Here is a 14870-nt window from a genome sequence, read left to right on the forward strand (position 1 = left end):
CTCAGAATATCCGGCGAGGATTTTGCCTGCGTCTGACCATCGTTGACACTCTACGCCGCCCACCAAGGTTAGCATTCTCAAAAATAGCAATTGGTGTCGACATGAAGTACCCCTACGATTTCATTCTTGCGGTGGCATTCTTGTTGGGCGCACTGTTTTGTATTGTCACGCTGGCGGTTGGATAACGCCGCCGACTCCGGCCACTAGAAAAATGTGTTGGTTGCGTCGTCCACCGGTTTCTGCGACGGTAACGGCGCTGCATGTGCCGCCATCTCCTCGGTCGGATATAAGAGTATTGCAGGCCCGATTGATGTGCGCGAGTGCGCGCGGAGAGGATCCAAAGATCATCGGAATTTAACACTCGTTGACAGTAGCGCTGCCCGACGTTTGATAGCCTGTTCTCATTCGCCATGGCCAGTTTGCATCGCGCCAACATTTTGAGATACAACTTGATTTTGCCGAGGGAAAACTCGGCGAACGGGGGCTTACCATGCTGCAATGGATCGTGAACTGGGCTGCGCAACATGCCCATACGCCGGAAAAGCAGGCCGAACGGGCACTAAACGATTTGCGTATGGAACTGTTTCGGGCCGAGCAACAAGTGCTCGATGCACAACTGCGCGCTGATTACTATCGGGCTCGATTGTCCTTTCTGGAAGAAGTGACGAGAAGGGGTATTGAACAGGTGTCCGACCAGCGCAAAAGCCATGAGGAAGATAGCCGGCAATTGCGTCCAAGCCTCAAACTTACTTCGACGCAATAGCTTATAGCCGGTTCGCTCCGGTCTTTTCTGTGGCGATTTTTCTCCAGTTGCGCCAAGAGTTGCCCGATCGCGTGCTCGTCAAGACTCAGGCCGCCACGCCGCTCTAACGCCCTACCCGATACCGGCGCACCGACTCATTCGCGCGAATTCCTCCAAGCGGTTTTCGACCGATGAAAAAAAGCCCGCACGCGGCGGGCCGAAAACTATATGAAGCTCAGTTGGAGACCGAACCTATTCAGGTTGGAGTCACGACAGCGACACCTCGCGCCGGCGTCAAACAACTTCGGTGCGCAGATTTGCGATCTATCTCGACAGAAACACTTCGTCTGATGCGATCCGCCTATGTCATCTACCAACGCGGCGCACGTAACGTAAGTTGGCCAAACGCGGCATATAAGCCACTGCAAAGAAGACTGCATCCCTACCCGTCTCCCGCGCTCAACCAATCACCCTAGTTATGCTGCTCATGTCCCTCATGACCGCCTCCGTGCTCCTGCGGAGCAGGACCGTGGGCCGGCGGCGGAGCGGCGTGTTGCGGCGGCGGAGCAGCGTGCTGCGCGGGCGGCCCTCCAGGCGGCCCACCGTGTCCCGGCGGCGGACCCGCGTGGACCGACGGCTGCGCGATATGCGCCGGCGGCGCGCCGGCTCCCGGAGGAGGACCACCATGACCAGGCGGCGGTCCCTCATGTCCCAGTTGCGGCCCACCATGTCCGGGTGGCGGACTCTCGTGTCCAGGCGGCGGCCCTTCATGTCCGGGTGGTGGACCACCATGCCCCGGCGGCGGCCCGCCATGTCCCGGCGGAGGCCCACCGCGTCCGGGCGGCGGCGGTGGGTGATGCGCCCAACGCTGCTGATCGTTATACCAGGGCCGTCCGCGGTAATAACTGCCCCAATATGAGCCGATCGAAAACGTCACAATAGGCAAGCCGATCGCCGTTCCATAACTGAGGATCGGTACGTTGCTCCCTTGGTACGGATAACTGAGACTGCCCGCGTAGACCCAGCCACGCAGATCCGGCGCCGCCACGTCACACCAGGTATATCCGCTGACGCAGCCCATCACTGTGACCGGCGCACCGGGAGGCAACTGGGACACCGCGGGGTAATCATCCGCCGGTCCCGCGTAGAGATTCACCGGACTATTGGTGTAAGCCTGCGACTGTGCGAACGCCACGCCTGGCAAGGTCAACAGGCCGGCAGCGCCGGCCAGCAATCCACTAACGACTCGTTTTCGCATCGCCCTTCCCCTGTGATTCATTTGTCTTCACGTCCTGCATGATCCGAACGCTCCCTTGGTAATGCCCTATGTGCCGAACAGCAATAACCGTTCCCGACGCGCGGTTGGGCGCATGGTCCACGCGTCGTTCGAACGAGAGGTTTTCCGGGGATAAACCGTCAATCGACAAATTACCTTCAATGAATTGCCCGCGGCGCCCGCCCTGCCTATTCAATCAGGATTCCTTTGTATATGAGGAAGACCAATACACTACATCAGGCATCGTCGATCCAGCATCCGTTTCCAGTCCTTCACGGCACCGCGATGTCACGCCGGGACGACACAGTACAACAGAAGCTCGCTAGAGAATCACGCGGCGTTAGGTACCGTAAGGCGCGTTAAGCCGTGGGAAACCTGCAGCATCGTCACCGGCTCTACACTGGATACTCCTCTTCCCTGAGAGGGTTTGTCTCTCACACTCTTGTGGCCCACTTCCCCTCGTGGACCTTTTTTTGCCCCTGCCAAAACCTGCAGGCGTACGGGCGCCTGCCCTACAATAGTGGGCTAATCGATCTGGTATGAGGATGTAGCACATGCAGTCAAGAATCAGAACACACGTCCGGACACTCGCGCTGACGTTGCTTACGGCGTGCTTCACGCTCAACGCGAAAGCCGAAATGACGGGGGAACAATACAAAAAGTGGGCGCACGTGGACAACAACTCGATCTACGCCGCCTACATCACCGGCGCGATCAATGAACTGGGCTGGGCAAACGGCGACCTGATAGCGAAAAAACGGCCGCCGCTCTTTTGTCCGCCCGAACAGTTGCCTATCGGCCCGCAGACGGTGTACCCGCTACTCGATGAGTTTTTCACCAACCATCCGGGCCTCTCCGACGACTTCCCGGTCGGCCTTGCGATCCTGCGCTCGCTGCAGGCAGCGTTTCCGTGCCCGACCAAGTAACGCCAGCGTGACTTGTAGACGAGCCCTGGTTTTGTGGGCATCACCGGAGGCGGCATAGGCCGGGTTGGGTCGGCCCAAGCCGCCCTCAGCCCATAAAAACGGCATCAGCGGAAAATCCCGCCTCGAGGAATCTGAAAGGGAAGCGAATTTTCCTGTCTGGCCGCGGTCTACCCGAGACGGACAACGGACCGCTTAACAGGGGCCGGGCGCGACCGCTGATCGGGCACTGCAAGGCACGGCCAAGGAGGATCGGATGAAACCACGTAAATCTGCATTGCGCGTAGCGGCTTGCGCGCTCGCTGCATTGACTGTCGCACCCCTCGCGGTGCTCGGGCAGACCCCGCCGAAGGATACCGGCGCCTCGATGGTAAAGCCACCTGACGCGGCCGGCGCGGCCAATCCCGCGAATCCCGACAACATGCCGGTCAAACGTCCCCCGGCCCCGACGCACGACAAGATGACGCATGAGCCGCCTGCCAGCGCGGCCGTCGCCAAATAACGCGGCGGCAGGGGAAGCAATGCGGCATGTCTGAGCCGCACGGCTATCCTGCCGCGCGCATTCAAAACTGCGTGGCCTCAAAGCCGCGCGATCGACACCTCGGTCGACTTCACCAGCGCCACCACTTCGGAGCCGACCTGAAGATCGAGCTCGTCGACCGAACGCGTCGTGATCACCGAGGTGACGATGCCAAACGGCGTCTCGACATCGACTTCGGACACCACCGAGCCGCGGATGATTTCCTTGACCTTGCCCTTGAACTGATTACGTACGTTGATTGCGGAAATGCTCATTTCGAGTGACTCCAGTAGATCGATAAATCGAGAAAAAAAGCTCAGGCAAGGACTGTCAGACAGCCCAACGGACTTCGCTCGGCCGCACGAGGCGGTCGTCGTGATGCGGGTCGGGGCGATATGGAAGTGCATCGTCGCTCGACGTGGTCTTCAGCACGCGCTGCAGCACATGATCTTCAAGCGCGGCAAATCCCGCCGAGGCGCGGGCACGCGGCCGCTCGAGCGGCACGGGCTGATCGAGCGCGATACGGCCGTCTTCGATCAACAGAATCCGGTCGCCCAGCGCAACCGCTTCATGCACATCGTGGGTGACAAGCAGCGCGGTAAAGCGATGCTCGAGCCACAGGCGTTCAATCAACGCATGCATTTCGATCCGCGTCAGCGCATCGAGCGCGCCGAGCGGCTCATCGAGCAGCAGCAGTTGCGGGCGGTGCACCAGCGCACGCGCGAGCGCTACCCGCTGACGCTGACCGCCGGACAACTGGGCCGGCCAGTCGTTGGCGCGTTCGAGCAGACCGACTTCGTTGAGCACCGCGCGCGCATCCTCACGCGCGCCCCGTCCCAGACCCAGCATCACGTTGTTCAATACGCTCTTCCATGGCAACAGACGCGCGTCCTGAAACATGATGCGGGTATCGAGCGGCTGACCATCCTCGGCGCGCTTTTCCAGCACACCGGCAGTAGGCTTCTCGAGTTCGGCAACGAGCCGCAGCAACGTGGATTTACCGCAGCCGCTGCGGCCGACAATCGCGACAAAGCTGCCACGCTCGATCGACAGATCGAAGTCCGACAGCACCGCGCGTTCGCCATACTGCTTGCCGACGCCGCGCAATTCGACCGCATGGTCGGTGCCTCGCTGTGCCTGCCGCGCAAGCGGTGCGGCAGCGGCGGCGTCCGCCACACCCGCGATACCGCCAAAGCTCGTCGTCGAAAAGGTCGGGCTGCTCATGCTTTCGCTCCTCGTTGATACGCCGGATGCCAGCGCAACATGACGCGTTCGAGCGTTTTCGCCAGCAGGTCGGCGAGCTTGCCGAGTCCCGCGTACAGCAGAATGCCAACCACCACGACATCGGTCTGCAGGAACTCTCGCGCATTCATTGTCATGTAGCCGATACCCGATTGCGCAGAGATCGTTTCAGCGACGATCAGCGTGACCCACATCAAGCCGAACGCAAACCGCACGCCAACAAGAATGGACGGCAGCGCGCCCGGCAGGATCACATCCCAATACAGCCGGAAACCCCTCACGCCATAGCTGCGCGCCATTTCGATCAGGTTGGCATCGACCGAGCGGATGCCGTGGAACGTATTCACATAGATCGGGAAAAACACCCCGAGCGCGACGAGAAACACCTTCGCTTCTTCCTCGATCCCGAACCACAGGATCACGAGCGGGATCATCGCCAGCGCGGGAATATTGCGGACCATCTGCACCGTCGAATCGAGCACGACTTCGACTGGTTTGAACAGCCCTGTCGCCAACCCGAGCGCGAGGCCGATGCCACCGCCAACCGCGAAACCCGACACCGCGCGCCACGTACTGACCTTCACGTCGGCCCACATTTCGCCGGACTGGATCAGCGACCATGCCGCCTTCACCACGGCGAGCGGTTCAGGCAACACGCGCGTCGAGAGGAGGCCGCTGCGCGCGGCAACTTCCCACGCGAGCAGGATCACAAGCGGGGCAATCCACGGCACAGCATGCCCGCCGATACGCCGCCAAACACTTTCTGTTCCACTGGATCGAGCCATGATTGCTTACTCCACTCCTTCTTGATGCAGGGGCCACGCCCGGCCACAATCAGCTAGCGCTGACCTTGGGCAAATGGATATTGCCGACGATTTCGCCAAACGGCCCGGAAAGCGGCCCGCTCGCGCTGGTGCGCTTGCGGTTCGGCAACAGCGGGAACACCAGTTCGGCGAAGCGGTACGACTCTTCCAGGTGTGGATAGCCGGACAGAATGAACGTGTCGATGCCGAGATCCGCGTACTCCTTCATGCGTGCGGCAACCTGCTCAGGACTACCGACCAGCGCCGTACCTGCCCCACCGCGCACGAGCCCCACTCCTGCCCATACGTTCGGATAGACCTCGAGATCCGCGCGACCGCCGCGCTTGCCGCCGTGCAAGGCGGCCATGCGGCGCTGCCCTTCCGAATCCATCTTGGCAAACGATGCTTGCGCACGCGCGATGGTTTCGTCGTCGAGCTTGCTGATCAGTTTGTCGGCGGCAGCCCACGCTTCCTCTTCCGTCTCGCGCACGATGACGTGAAAGCGAATCCCGAACTTGATCTTGCGGCCATGCGCTTCGGCACGCGCACGAATGTCGGCGACTTTCTTCGCGACCGCTTCCGGCGGTTCGCCCCAGGTCAGGTACGTATCGATGTGCTCGCCAGCCATCTCATGCGCTGCCGGCGACGAGCCACCGAACCACAGCGGCGGATGCGGGTTCTGCACCGGCGGATACAGCAGCTTGCCGCCCTTCGAGCTCAGATGCTTGCCTTCGAAGTCGATCGTGTCGTTGGTATGCGCGGCGGCCAGCATCTTGCGCCAGATGTGCAGGAACTCGTCAGTGATCTCATAGCGCGTATCGTGACTGACGAACACACCGTCACCTTCCAGTTCCGCCGCATCGCCGCCGGTCACCACGTTGATCAGCAGGCGGCCGCCCGACAGACGGTCGAACGTCGCAGCCATGCGCGCCGCCAGTCCCGGCGACGTGATGCCCGGACGGATCGCGACGAGGAATTTCAAACGCCGCGTCGCGGCGATCAGGCTCGAGGCGACCACCCATGCGTCTTCGCATGAACGGCCGGTCGGCAGCAGCACGCCCTCGTAGCCGAGCGTATCGGCGGCGACGGCGATCTGCTGAAAATAGTCGTAATCGGCTGCGCGTGCGCCTTGGGACGTACCGAGGTATCGGCTGTCGCCGTGAGTCGGGATGAACCAGAACACATTCATTTGCTGCTCCTGCTTGTTCGAGACTGGATTGATGAAGGACGAAAGGACTGGCGAGCACGCGCTACCGGGGCGCGGCGGGCCGGACCTGCGACGTTGGCTCGGGCGGTTGCCGGAGCACGCGTCGAGCGACGGATCGGAAAAGCGTGTCTACGGAACGGCGAAGACCGCGAGCGCCGCGCGATGCGGACTAACGGCAGAGCCGACCGTAGGACCCGATGCGTGGCTGCCGGCAGACCAGACAGCAAGGCTGAGCGCCTTCGGGCGCCGCAACGAGGATGGCGGAGATCGGCTTCAGAGAGGACATCGCGACAGCTTCCCTTGACGAAACGTGCACCTCAGCGGGGCACGAAAAGTGGACGACGGCAGTCATGCCGTCTACATGGAGAAACAGTCTATGGATCGGCCCCAGGCTTTTGAACGATTTTTTTTAGCTTAGGTTTTCCACTTTCGTGATTAGCCTGACGCTAAAGCATACAAGCGGGTGGCTGAAACCTGCCGGACCCTCTATATAATGACGCGTCTTTCGATAATCCGGCGCGGGCCGTGTCAGTTGCGCCCGGGTCCTTGGCGCTGCGTTGCATGCAAAAAATCATCCTGCCGTTCGTCTCAGGCTTTCTGGCTTCGCTGTTTTTTCATGAGTCCACCCTCGGACTGCTGCATGCGGCCGGGCTGATCGATCCAGCAGGTTTCTCGACCGCGCCATTTCAGCCGCTGGGTTTGCCGGAGTTCATCGCCAATGCCGTCTGGAGCGCCGTTTGGGCCGTACTGATGGCGTGGCTGCTGCGCGTGGCGCCCGAGCGGCGTGCACCGTGGATTCAGGCCTTCGTGTTCGGCGGCATCGTGCTGACCGCGGCAAGCGTGTTCGTGGTGGATCCGCTGCGCGGCATCTGGCCGAGCGGTAACATGCTGCCGCGCCTCGCGATGGGATTCGCGGCAAACGCCATGTGGGGTTGGGGCGCACTCGTGTTCATGCGCGCCTTCATGGCGTTCGAGGACGAAGAATGACGCTGACACCGGCGCGGCAGCGGTTTCGCTGACAGAGCGCCGGTATTCTGTAAATCCGGGCGGTCAGCCCTGCAGATCGGCCAACGGATGCTCGGTCGCCAGCCACGGGCTATCGAACATCCGCGCAACGTCGTCGGCGCCGACGTCTTCAATGCGGGCAAAGCGCCAACGCGGCGCGTTATCCTTGTCGATGATGCGGGCGCGGATACCTTCGACCACGTCGCCGTGTTCAAAGCTCGTGCGGGTCAGATCCAGATCGCGACGCAGACAATCGGCCATTGCCCCCTCCGCGCGCGTCACCACTTCCAGCGAAACGGCCATCGACAGCGGCGAGCGTTCACGCAGCACGCCGATGGTCTGCTCGGCCCAGTCGGCGGCCTCGCAGCCGGTTTGTTGCGCTTCGAGCGAAGCCAGAATCTGCTTCATATCCGGCAGCGCAAAATGCCCGTCGATCAAGGCGCGCGCACTTGCCAGCGGCGACATATCAGGCGTTGGCACTACCTTATGGGCCGCGGTTTCGCGCTCAACGCACGCCACCACATCCGCACCATGCTCGAACACCTCGGTGCGCAAGGTTTCGACAAGCGCGGGCAACGCTTCATCGTCGATGTAGGTGTCGGCCAGCCCGGCGTACAGGGCGTCGGCCGCGCCGATCGTCTCGCCGGTGACGGCCAGATAGCGGCCGAGCGCGCCCGGAGTGCGGGCCAGGAACCAGCCCGCGCCGACATCGGGAAAGAGCCCAATGCGGGTTTCCGGCATCGCCATACGGGTCGACTGGGTCACCACGCGCAGGCCGCCCGTACGATGCGCGCCTTGCGAAATGCCCATTCCACCGCCCATCACCACGCCGTTCATTAGCGCAATGTAAGGCTTCGGATAGGTAAAGATGCTGTGATTGAGACGGTATTCCTCGATGAAGAACGTATCGCGCGCCGCCCCATCCCCACGCTGAAAGGACTCGTACAGGAAGCGGATATCGCCGCCCGCGCAGAATGCGCGCGGATGCTGGCTACGCACCACGACGGCTAACACGCCGGGTTCTTCGCGCCACGCATCGAGGGCGCCCTGCATCGCGCGAATCATGCCGGTCGACAGCGCATTCAACGCTTTCGGGCGTTCGAGCTCGATAAAACCGATCCGGTTGGCAATGTAGGTGGTGACTTCGTCGCTGACGGCGGCGGCTTCAGAAGTAGACATGACGTGGCAGGTGAAAAGGCAGGTGGATGGGAAGGCTGAACGTTATCACGCACCTGCCGCTTTACGCTTTGCGGCGGGGCGCTGCGCGCGCGGCGCCGGTGCCGACGGTGTGGCTGGCGTGGCTAGGGCAGCGGCCGGAATATCGTTGGCGGCGGTCGTGGCAACCACCGAGGCATCCCGGGACGCCGCTGGCGGCTCGCGCTCGCCGAACCAGGCGTCCAGCGCGGCGTCGATGATCGCCCCGAGCGGCGCAGTCGGAAACACCGGGCACGTGAGATTGAGCGCGACGATACCGTGCAGCGTGGCCCACAGCACCTGGGAAAACACCGCGCCGTCCGCCGACGTGCGCAAGCGCCCCGCCGCTTTCAGTTCGTCAAGCGCGCTGACCATGAGATGCATCGCTGCGTCGCTCGAGTCGTCCGACGCCGCCGGGTTGATCAACGGAGCCACAGTCTGAGCCTGACTATCGAGGTGTTGATCAGTCCGTTTATCAGGCTCGCTGCCGGCGCCCTGCTCCGCTTCGGGCGCGGCCCCGAGCGCCGCACTCAGATACGTGGGATCTTCCATGAAGATCAGCCGGTACGTCTGCGGATGCGCGACGCCGAACCCCACATAGGCGTGCGCCATCGCCTTGAGGCGCTCCGCGGGATCGGCAATCTGCGCGAGCGGCTCGAAGGTGGCAAGAAGCTGCGCATACCCCTCGGTGCACAACGCGCGCGCAATCTCGTCGCGGCTTGCGAAGTACAGGTAGAGCGTGGCCGGTGAATATTCGATGGCGTCGGCAATCTTGCGCATCGACAGCGCAGCGAAGCCTTCGCGCACCACGATGCGCCGCGCCGCATCGAGGATGCGTTCGCGTAGCGCCTGCTTCTGGCGAGTCTTTCTTTCGGTGATTCCCATGGCACGTATTTTCCGGTTGACAAACTGAAAAGTCAAATTAAACTGAACACCGTTAACTGAACATTGTTCATAAAATTTTTACCGGCCACTTAAAGGTAGTGCCCGGCAGCCACCCGTTCAAGGAGTTGTCATGGAAAACGCAGGAAAAGTCGGGCTGTTCGGCGCCGCGGGCGCCATCGGGCAAAGCATTGCTACGGCGCTCGCTGCGGCGGGTCGCCACTATCGGGTCATCGGACGCTCGCGCAGTGCGCTCGATGCGGCCTTCGGCCACGATCCTTATGCGGAAATCGTCACGTGGAACCCGGAGGATCCGGCGTCGGTGACGGCAGCGGCTCAAGGTCTGCAAACAGCGGTGTATCTGGTCGGCGTGCCCTATAACCAGTTCGAGAAGCATCCGCCGCTAATGGAAAAGACGCTGGCCGGTTTGAACGCCGCGGGCGTCGAGGGGCTGATCCTGATCGGCACGGTCTATCCCTACGGTCGCGCACGCAGCGAGTTCGTGACGGAGAACCATCCACGTGAGCCACACACGTTCAAAGGCCAGATGCGGCTCGCCCAGGAAAATCTGGTGCTCGAGGCGCACGGCCGCAACGGACTGTCGACGCTCGTGTTGCGCCTGCCTGACTTCTACGGCCCGGGCATCGAACGCAGCGTCCTGAATGGCGTCTTCGAAGGCGCGGCGCATGGTACGCGCGCGCAGATGGTCGGCCCCATCGATGTACGGCACGAGTTCGTGTTCGTGCCGGATGTCGGTCCGGTAGTCGAGACGCTCACGCGCACCCCTGAGGCCTACGGGCGCTGGCTGCACCTCGCCGGCCCCGGCACGATTACGCAGCGCGAGGTCGCCGAAAAAGCGTACGCGTACGCCGGACGTAAGCTCCAGATGATGGTGGCCGGCAAGACGATGCTGCGCGTGCTCGGCCTGTTCAATCCGATCATGCGGGAACTGGTGGAGATGAACTACTTGATGAGCGAGCCACTCGTACTCGACGACAGCGCGCTGCAAGCGTTGATCGGACCGATCCGCAAGACGTCTTATGACGAGGGGATCCGCCTCGCGTTAGCAGGGGCCAGTTCGCAGCCACAACCAGCGACACGCTAAAACGTGCGCTCAAGCATAGCCCGCCGCTTCACAAGCCCGCGACGTTGCCTGGCGGAAAGTGACCGCTTTTCAGCAACACCGGCGTGCCGTTGCTGATCTGCAAATGCTCGCGCGCCACTTCTTCAATACGGCTGCGGCCGGCGTCGAATGCGCGCATCCAGCCTTCGAGATCTTCGGAGCGCGCGCCGAAATGGTCCTCGAGCGCTTCGACCGAGATCGCACACGGCACGGTCTCGCCATCGACCAGCGCGCGGAATACGACAGTCAGATTGGAATCGCGGTAAGCGGGCGCGTCCGCGGGAAACCGAATTTCCATGGTTGCCTCATCAGAAGAATCCGTCGGAAAAGCAGGCGCCCGAACACGCAATCCGGCGCGTTCGGGTGTCGCGCTTATGGTACTCGCACGAATGGACCGTGGTCCACTCCCGGGCACAATGGGCAGCTCCTCCTGCTGCGATCTGAGGGACAAAGAAGCCGATGAGCACTCCCTCCGGTCGATACCAGAAGCACTTTCTTCAATCATGCTCGACCAACCGGTCGATGTAAGCCCTCGCGCCCTGCTCGACGTGTTCGAGCGCCTCCGTCTCCGTGGCGAAGCGATGTTCACCGCCAAGGTCAAGCAACGTCTCGATACGATGCGAATCATCCGGACCACGCTGCGACAGGCTCACCGAGCCCACGTAGATCGCGTCGGGCGCATTCGCCTCCGCCGGCTCATATGTAGCGACGAGGCGCGCGGCTGCACTGATGAAATAACCGCGGTACGGACCGCTCACACGTTCTGCCATATGCGTTCTCCTCGTTGATTCTCGTGGGTCCGCCGCGTTCGGCGGGGACCGGCGGCACGCACCGATGCGCGCCGATGTGTTCCTCTCAGGTATAAGTCGCTTTTGAGGCCAATAAGTTCTGCGCGCGAGAAACATGCTGCTGCCGCACGGACAACGCACAATCACCAGCCGCAACGCGGACGCATCCTGGGGTCGGGTACGATCTGTGCGTAGGCCCACACGAACCTCGAATCGGCGATATGGGAGAATGTTTTTAGACTTCCGTCGTCATCCGTCTAAAAAGGAAACACCATGAAGCCACTTACGCGGGCCTGTCTCCCGTTTAGCCGACGCCTTGCCGCTATCGCTGCACGCGGCACTCGCCGCGGGTTTGCGCGCTACGCAGCACTGCCCCTCGCCGTGCTGACCGCTGTCGGTCTCAGCGCATGCGCGTCGTCGAATACGACCTCGCTGATCAATCTGCCGAACGGCGAGAGCGGCTTCGCGGTTAACTGCAGCGGCGCGGATGCGGACTCGAGCTGGGCGTCGTGTTACGTGCAAGCAGGCCAGGCATGCGGCGCCACCGGTTACGACATCATCTCGAAAGACAACGACCAGGGCGGCCCGACGGGCGGCGGCGTCACCAATGTCGTTACGGCGAATGTGAAAAACCGTTCGATGATCGTCCGCTGCAAATAAAGCGCGAGGCGTCAATGCGCCTGCATCTTCGAGAACAGGTTGAGCACGACTACGCCGCAGATGATGAGCCCAAGTCCGACGATGGCGGGCCAGTCGGGCACCTGGCCGTAGAGCACCACGGCAACCAACGTGATCAGAACAATGCCGACACCCGACCAGATCGCATAGACGATGCCAACCGGAATGCTTCTAAGCGTCAACGAAAGACAATAGAACGCCACGCCGTAACCCAGCACCACGAGACCCGCAGGCAACAGACGCGAGAAGCCCTCCGAGGCGCGCAGCGCGGATGTGGCAATCACTTCCGCGACGATGGCAATGGCGAGCAGCGCATAAGGTGGCAAACGCATCGGCTCAGACCTTTGCAAGCGCGAGCTTGCTGTAGTCCTGACCGAGGTGCGCGCACAACGCTTCCACGACCAGTTCATGGTCGGACCGCTGCGGCAAGCCCGATACCGTTACCGAGCCAATCACACCGGCACCGGCGACAGTCAACGGAAACGCACCGCCATGCGACGCATATTCATTGAGCGGCAAGCCATGCTTTTCGGCGAGCGTGCTGCCCGCCTGCTGCATACGCAAACCAATCGCATAAGAGCTGCGCCGGAAATGCGCGACGGTGTTGCCCTTGCGGCGCGCCCAGTCGACGTTGTCAGGTGTCGCGCCTGGGAGCAAATTGAAGAACAGCGGCTGACCAAACGTGCGTATATCGATGGCCACCGCTAGTCCGCGCGCATTGGCAAGCTCGTGCAGATACGCGCCGAGTTGCCACGCACGGTCGGCATCGAATTGAGGAAACACCAGAGCGTTTTCCTGAGCAACAATCGACTGCAGATCGTGAACGATGTCCATGAGCGGGAAGAGAGAATAAGGGAAGGAAGCGTCACCATCACTCACCGACGATCAACGAAGATCACCGCAGTGGCGACGCAGATGGAACACGGATTCTAGCGCAGCGTCCCTGACGACTCGCGTCAGTCTCAGGGCAACGCAACTCGCAACACCGCATCGCGAGATCAGCCATGTCCTTGGCCGTGACTTGGTAGCAAACAGCTACGTGACCACGTAGCACAACCGCCCTCACACGCACCTTGAAGTCGATTCTTAAAAAGGTATTGCACGGACAAGCTGGTTCCGCTATAATCTTTTCTTCGACGGACGCGGGGTGGAGCAGTCTGGCAGCTCGTCGGGCTCATAACCCGAAGGTCGTAGGTTCAAATCCTACCCCCGCAACCAAGTAGCTCACGTCGAACAACATCAAGGGCTTGCCAAACCGGCAGGCCTTTTTTGTTTGCGCCTCTTCCCCCTCTGCTTTCCCCTTCTTCATTCTTTCTGCCCCACGGCTTTCCTTCCTTCGCAGCTTCGCTAAAAATTCTCGAGCATCGAATGCAGCGCGATGACCCCGGCCGCACTCAAAAGAACACCGCGTCGGCAAACACACGCGTTTGACATAGCGGGCCCACGACCACGCAACCGCCGTCAAGTAGGAAAATTCATCAACCCAACCTCCATCAATCTGTAGTCCGAACAGAGGCATGCCAACTTGTAGCGCCATGCTCAGACGATATCAAATTCTGTGAGCGTCGCCGCTCCTGCGCCAATCACAATGCCTATCGTCTGCATGTCAACCGATCGGTCGATCTAACCAAAGAACATGCTGGCCGTGACCCCGCCAATCACCCCACAACCGAAGATAAACCGAAGCTGTTCAAAGATTTTTACCTTGCGCATAATGCCCTTCCCCTACTGCGTGGCAAGCGCCCTTGTGAGGGCAACTAAATAGAGTAGCAATCCTAACGCAATCGCCAACCTCTTGCTAAGCGATTCTTCCGAATTAGCCATCCGGCCAGGGCCACCGTTGCTGCTCCGCGCTCCTGCATCGCTCCAACGCAATAGCTCGCATCTTCAAAGCTCGCCCTGGTGATAAACTCCTATCACTATTCTTCGTCCCCTTCCTATGAAATTCTGTTCTGTCTGCGGTCACCCGGTCGGCCTGAGCATTCCGCCGGGCGACAATCGCGAGCGCTTTGTCTGCGCCAGTTGCGGTACCGTGCACTATCAGAATCCGCGCAACGTGGTCGGCACCGTCCCCGTCTGGGACAACAAGGTGCTGCTATGCCGCCGCGCGATCGAGCCGCGCTACGGTTACTGGACCTTGCCCGCCGGCTTCATGGAAATGGGCGAGACGACCTCCGAAGGGGCGTCCCGGGAAACGCTGGAGGAAGCCGGTGCGCGCGTCGAGGTGCAGAGCCTGTTCTCGCTGCTCAATGTGCCGCATGTACATCAGGTGCATATTTTCTACCTCGCGCGGCTGCTCGATCTGGACGTGGATGCCGGCGAGGAAAGCCTCGAAGTAAAGCTGTTCGAGGAACACGAGATTCCGTGGGACGACATCGCGTTTCCCACCGTCGGCCAGACCTTGCGCTTCTATTTCGCTGACCGTCAGACCGGCAGTTACGGCCTGCACACCGGCGACATCTTCCGCTCGCTGCGCGAAGGCTGAGC

The 14870-nt window shown here is 61.4% G+C and carries 19 protein-coding genes and 1 tRNA gene; 9 read left to right on the forward strand and 11 right to left on the reverse strand.

Annotated features, from left to right (window positions below; genetic code table 11):
• A partial coding sequence (locus tag M0954_RS17745) for a hypothetical protein (RefSeq protein WP_297354620.1) occupies positions 1-185 on the forward strand: 185 nt, incomplete at its 5' end.
• A gap of 305 nt (positions 186-490) precedes the next feature.
• Positions 491-763: a hypothetical protein gene (locus M0954_RS17750; RefSeq protein WP_122154528.1), complete on the forward strand. Its 273-nt coding sequence runs from the start codon at positions 491-493 to the stop codon at positions 761-763.
• 451 nt (positions 764-1214) lie between these two features.
• Here the strand turns inward: M0954_RS17750 and M0954_RS17755 are convergent, their stop codons facing one another.
• Entirely contained in the window at positions 1215-2000 is a 786-nt protein-coding gene (locus M0954_RS17755; RefSeq protein WP_297354622.1) for an SH3 domain-containing protein, read from the reverse strand.
• A gap of 572 nt (positions 2001-2572) precedes the next feature.
• Here M0954_RS17755 and M0954_RS17760 point away from each other — a divergent pair.
• Positions 2573-2944, forward strand: coding sequence for a hypothetical protein (locus M0954_RS17760; protein WP_122154526.1), 372 nt, complete (start codon positions 2573-2575; stop codon positions 2942-2944).
• Positions 2945-3197: 253 nt separating this feature from the next.
• Positions 3198-3443 carry a hypothetical protein gene (locus M0954_RS17765; RefSeq protein ID WP_122154525.1) on the forward strand — a complete coding sequence of 82 codons (246 nt, stop codon included), beginning with the start codon at positions 3198-3200 and terminating at the stop codon, positions 3441-3443.
• A gap of 77 nt (positions 3444-3520) precedes the next feature.
• Here M0954_RS17765 and M0954_RS17770 read toward each other — a convergent pair whose 3' ends face one another.
• From M0954_RS17770 to ssuD, 4 genes are read right to left on the reverse strand one after another with little or no spacing between them, the layout of a single operon-like run.
• Positions 3521-3736 carry a molybdopterin-binding protein gene (locus tag M0954_RS17770; RefSeq protein ID WP_074264885.1) on the reverse strand — a complete coding sequence of 72 codons (216 nt, stop codon included), beginning with the start codon at positions 3734-3736 and terminating at the stop codon, positions 3521-3523.
• 55 nt (positions 3737-3791) lie between these two features.
• Entirely contained in the window at positions 3792-4685 is an 894-nt protein-coding gene (locus M0954_RS17775) for an ATP-binding cassette domain-containing protein (protein ID WP_123384176.1), read from the reverse strand.
• Positions 4682-5488: an aliphatic sulfonate ABC transporter permease SsuC gene (gene ssuC, locus M0954_RS17780; protein ID WP_122154523.1), complete on the reverse strand. Its 807-nt coding sequence runs from the start codon at positions 5486-5488 to the stop codon at positions 4682-4684. The genes M0954_RS17775 and ssuC overlap by 4 nt, the downstream gene beginning before the upstream one ends.
• Positions 5489-5537: 49 nt before the next feature.
• Complete coding sequence (gene ssuD, locus M0954_RS17785) at positions 5538-6695, reverse strand: FMNH2-dependent alkanesulfonate monooxygenase (RefSeq protein ID WP_122154522.1); 1158 nt, start codon at positions 6693-6695, stop codon at positions 5538-5540.
• Between the two features lie 579 nt (positions 6696-7274).
• On the opposite strand from ssuD, the gene M0954_RS17790 reads away from it, so the two are divergent.
• Positions 7275-7700, forward strand: a complete 426-nt coding sequence (locus tag M0954_RS17790) for a hypothetical protein (RefSeq protein WP_074264889.1) — start codon at positions 7275-7277, stop codon at positions 7698-7700.
• A gap of 63 nt (positions 7701-7763) precedes the next feature.
• On the opposite strand, the gene M0954_RS17795 is transcribed toward M0954_RS17790, so the two are convergent.
• Positions 7764-8897, reverse strand: coding sequence for an enoyl-CoA hydratase/isomerase family protein (locus tag M0954_RS17795; RefSeq protein ID WP_123384177.1), 1134 nt, complete (start codon positions 8895-8897; stop codon positions 7764-7766).
• Between the two features lie 45 nt (positions 8898-8942).
• Positions 8943-9797 (reverse strand): TetR/AcrR family transcriptional regulator, encoded by an 855-nt coding sequence (locus M0954_RS17800; protein WP_122154520.1) that lies wholly within the window; start codon positions 9795-9797, stop codon positions 8943-8945.
• 130 nt (positions 9798-9927) lie between these two features.
• On the opposite strand from M0954_RS17800, the gene M0954_RS17805 reads away from it, so the two are divergent.
• Positions 9928-10899 (forward strand): NAD-dependent epimerase/dehydratase family protein, encoded by a 972-nt coding sequence (locus M0954_RS17805; protein ID WP_297354625.1) that lies wholly within the window; start codon positions 9928-9930, stop codon positions 10897-10899.
• Between the two features lie 28 nt (positions 10900-10927).
• Here the strand turns inward: M0954_RS17805 and M0954_RS17810 are convergent, their stop codons facing one another.
• The gene (locus M0954_RS17810; protein ID WP_297354627.1) at positions 10928-11215 is read right to left on the reverse strand and encodes a DUF1488 domain-containing protein; all 288 of its coding nucleotides are present in this window, start codon (positions 11213-11215) and stop codon (positions 10928-10930) included.
• Positions 11216-11414: 199 nt separating this feature from the next.
• Positions 11415-11687: a hypothetical protein gene (locus M0954_RS17815; RefSeq protein ID WP_122154518.1), complete on the reverse strand. Its 273-nt coding sequence runs from the start codon at positions 11685-11687 to the stop codon at positions 11415-11417.
• Between the two features lie 291 nt (positions 11688-11978).
• Between M0954_RS17815 and M0954_RS17820 the strand changes: the two genes are divergently transcribed.
• The gene (locus M0954_RS17820) at positions 11979-12365 is read left to right on the forward strand and encodes a hypothetical protein (RefSeq protein WP_297354629.1); all 387 of its coding nucleotides are present in this window, start codon (positions 11979-11981) and stop codon (positions 12363-12365) included.
• An 11-nt stretch (positions 12366-12376) separates the two neighbouring features.
• On the opposite strand, the gene M0954_RS17825 is transcribed toward M0954_RS17820, so the two are convergent.
• Positions 12377-12715, reverse strand: coding sequence for a multidrug efflux SMR transporter (locus M0954_RS17825; protein ID WP_122154517.1), 339 nt, complete (start codon positions 12713-12715; stop codon positions 12377-12379).
• A gap of 4 nt (positions 12716-12719) precedes the next feature.
• On the reverse strand, positions 12720-13217 hold the full coding sequence (locus tag M0954_RS17830) for a heme-degrading domain-containing protein (RefSeq protein WP_122154516.1): 498 nt from the start codon (positions 13215-13217) through the stop codon (positions 12720-12722).
• 307 nt (positions 13218-13524) lie between these two features.
• Between M0954_RS17830 and M0954_RS17835 the strand changes: the two genes are divergently transcribed.
• Both M0954_RS17835 and M0954_RS17840 read left to right on the forward strand, forming a co-directional pair.
• Positions 13525-13601: transfer RNA gene (locus tag M0954_RS17835), tRNA-Met, on the forward strand.
• Positions 13602-14322: 721 nt separating this feature from the next.
• On the forward strand, positions 14323-14868 hold the full coding sequence (locus tag M0954_RS17840) for an NUDIX hydrolase (protein ID WP_122154515.1): 546 nt from the start codon (positions 14323-14325) through the stop codon (positions 14866-14868).
• Positions 14869-14870: the final 2 nt, after the last annotated feature.

The organism is Paraburkholderia sp. (genome assembly GCF_026225065.1).
Classification (GTDB): domain Bacteria; phylum Pseudomonadota; class Gammaproteobacteria; order Burkholderiales; family Burkholderiaceae; genus Paraburkholderia.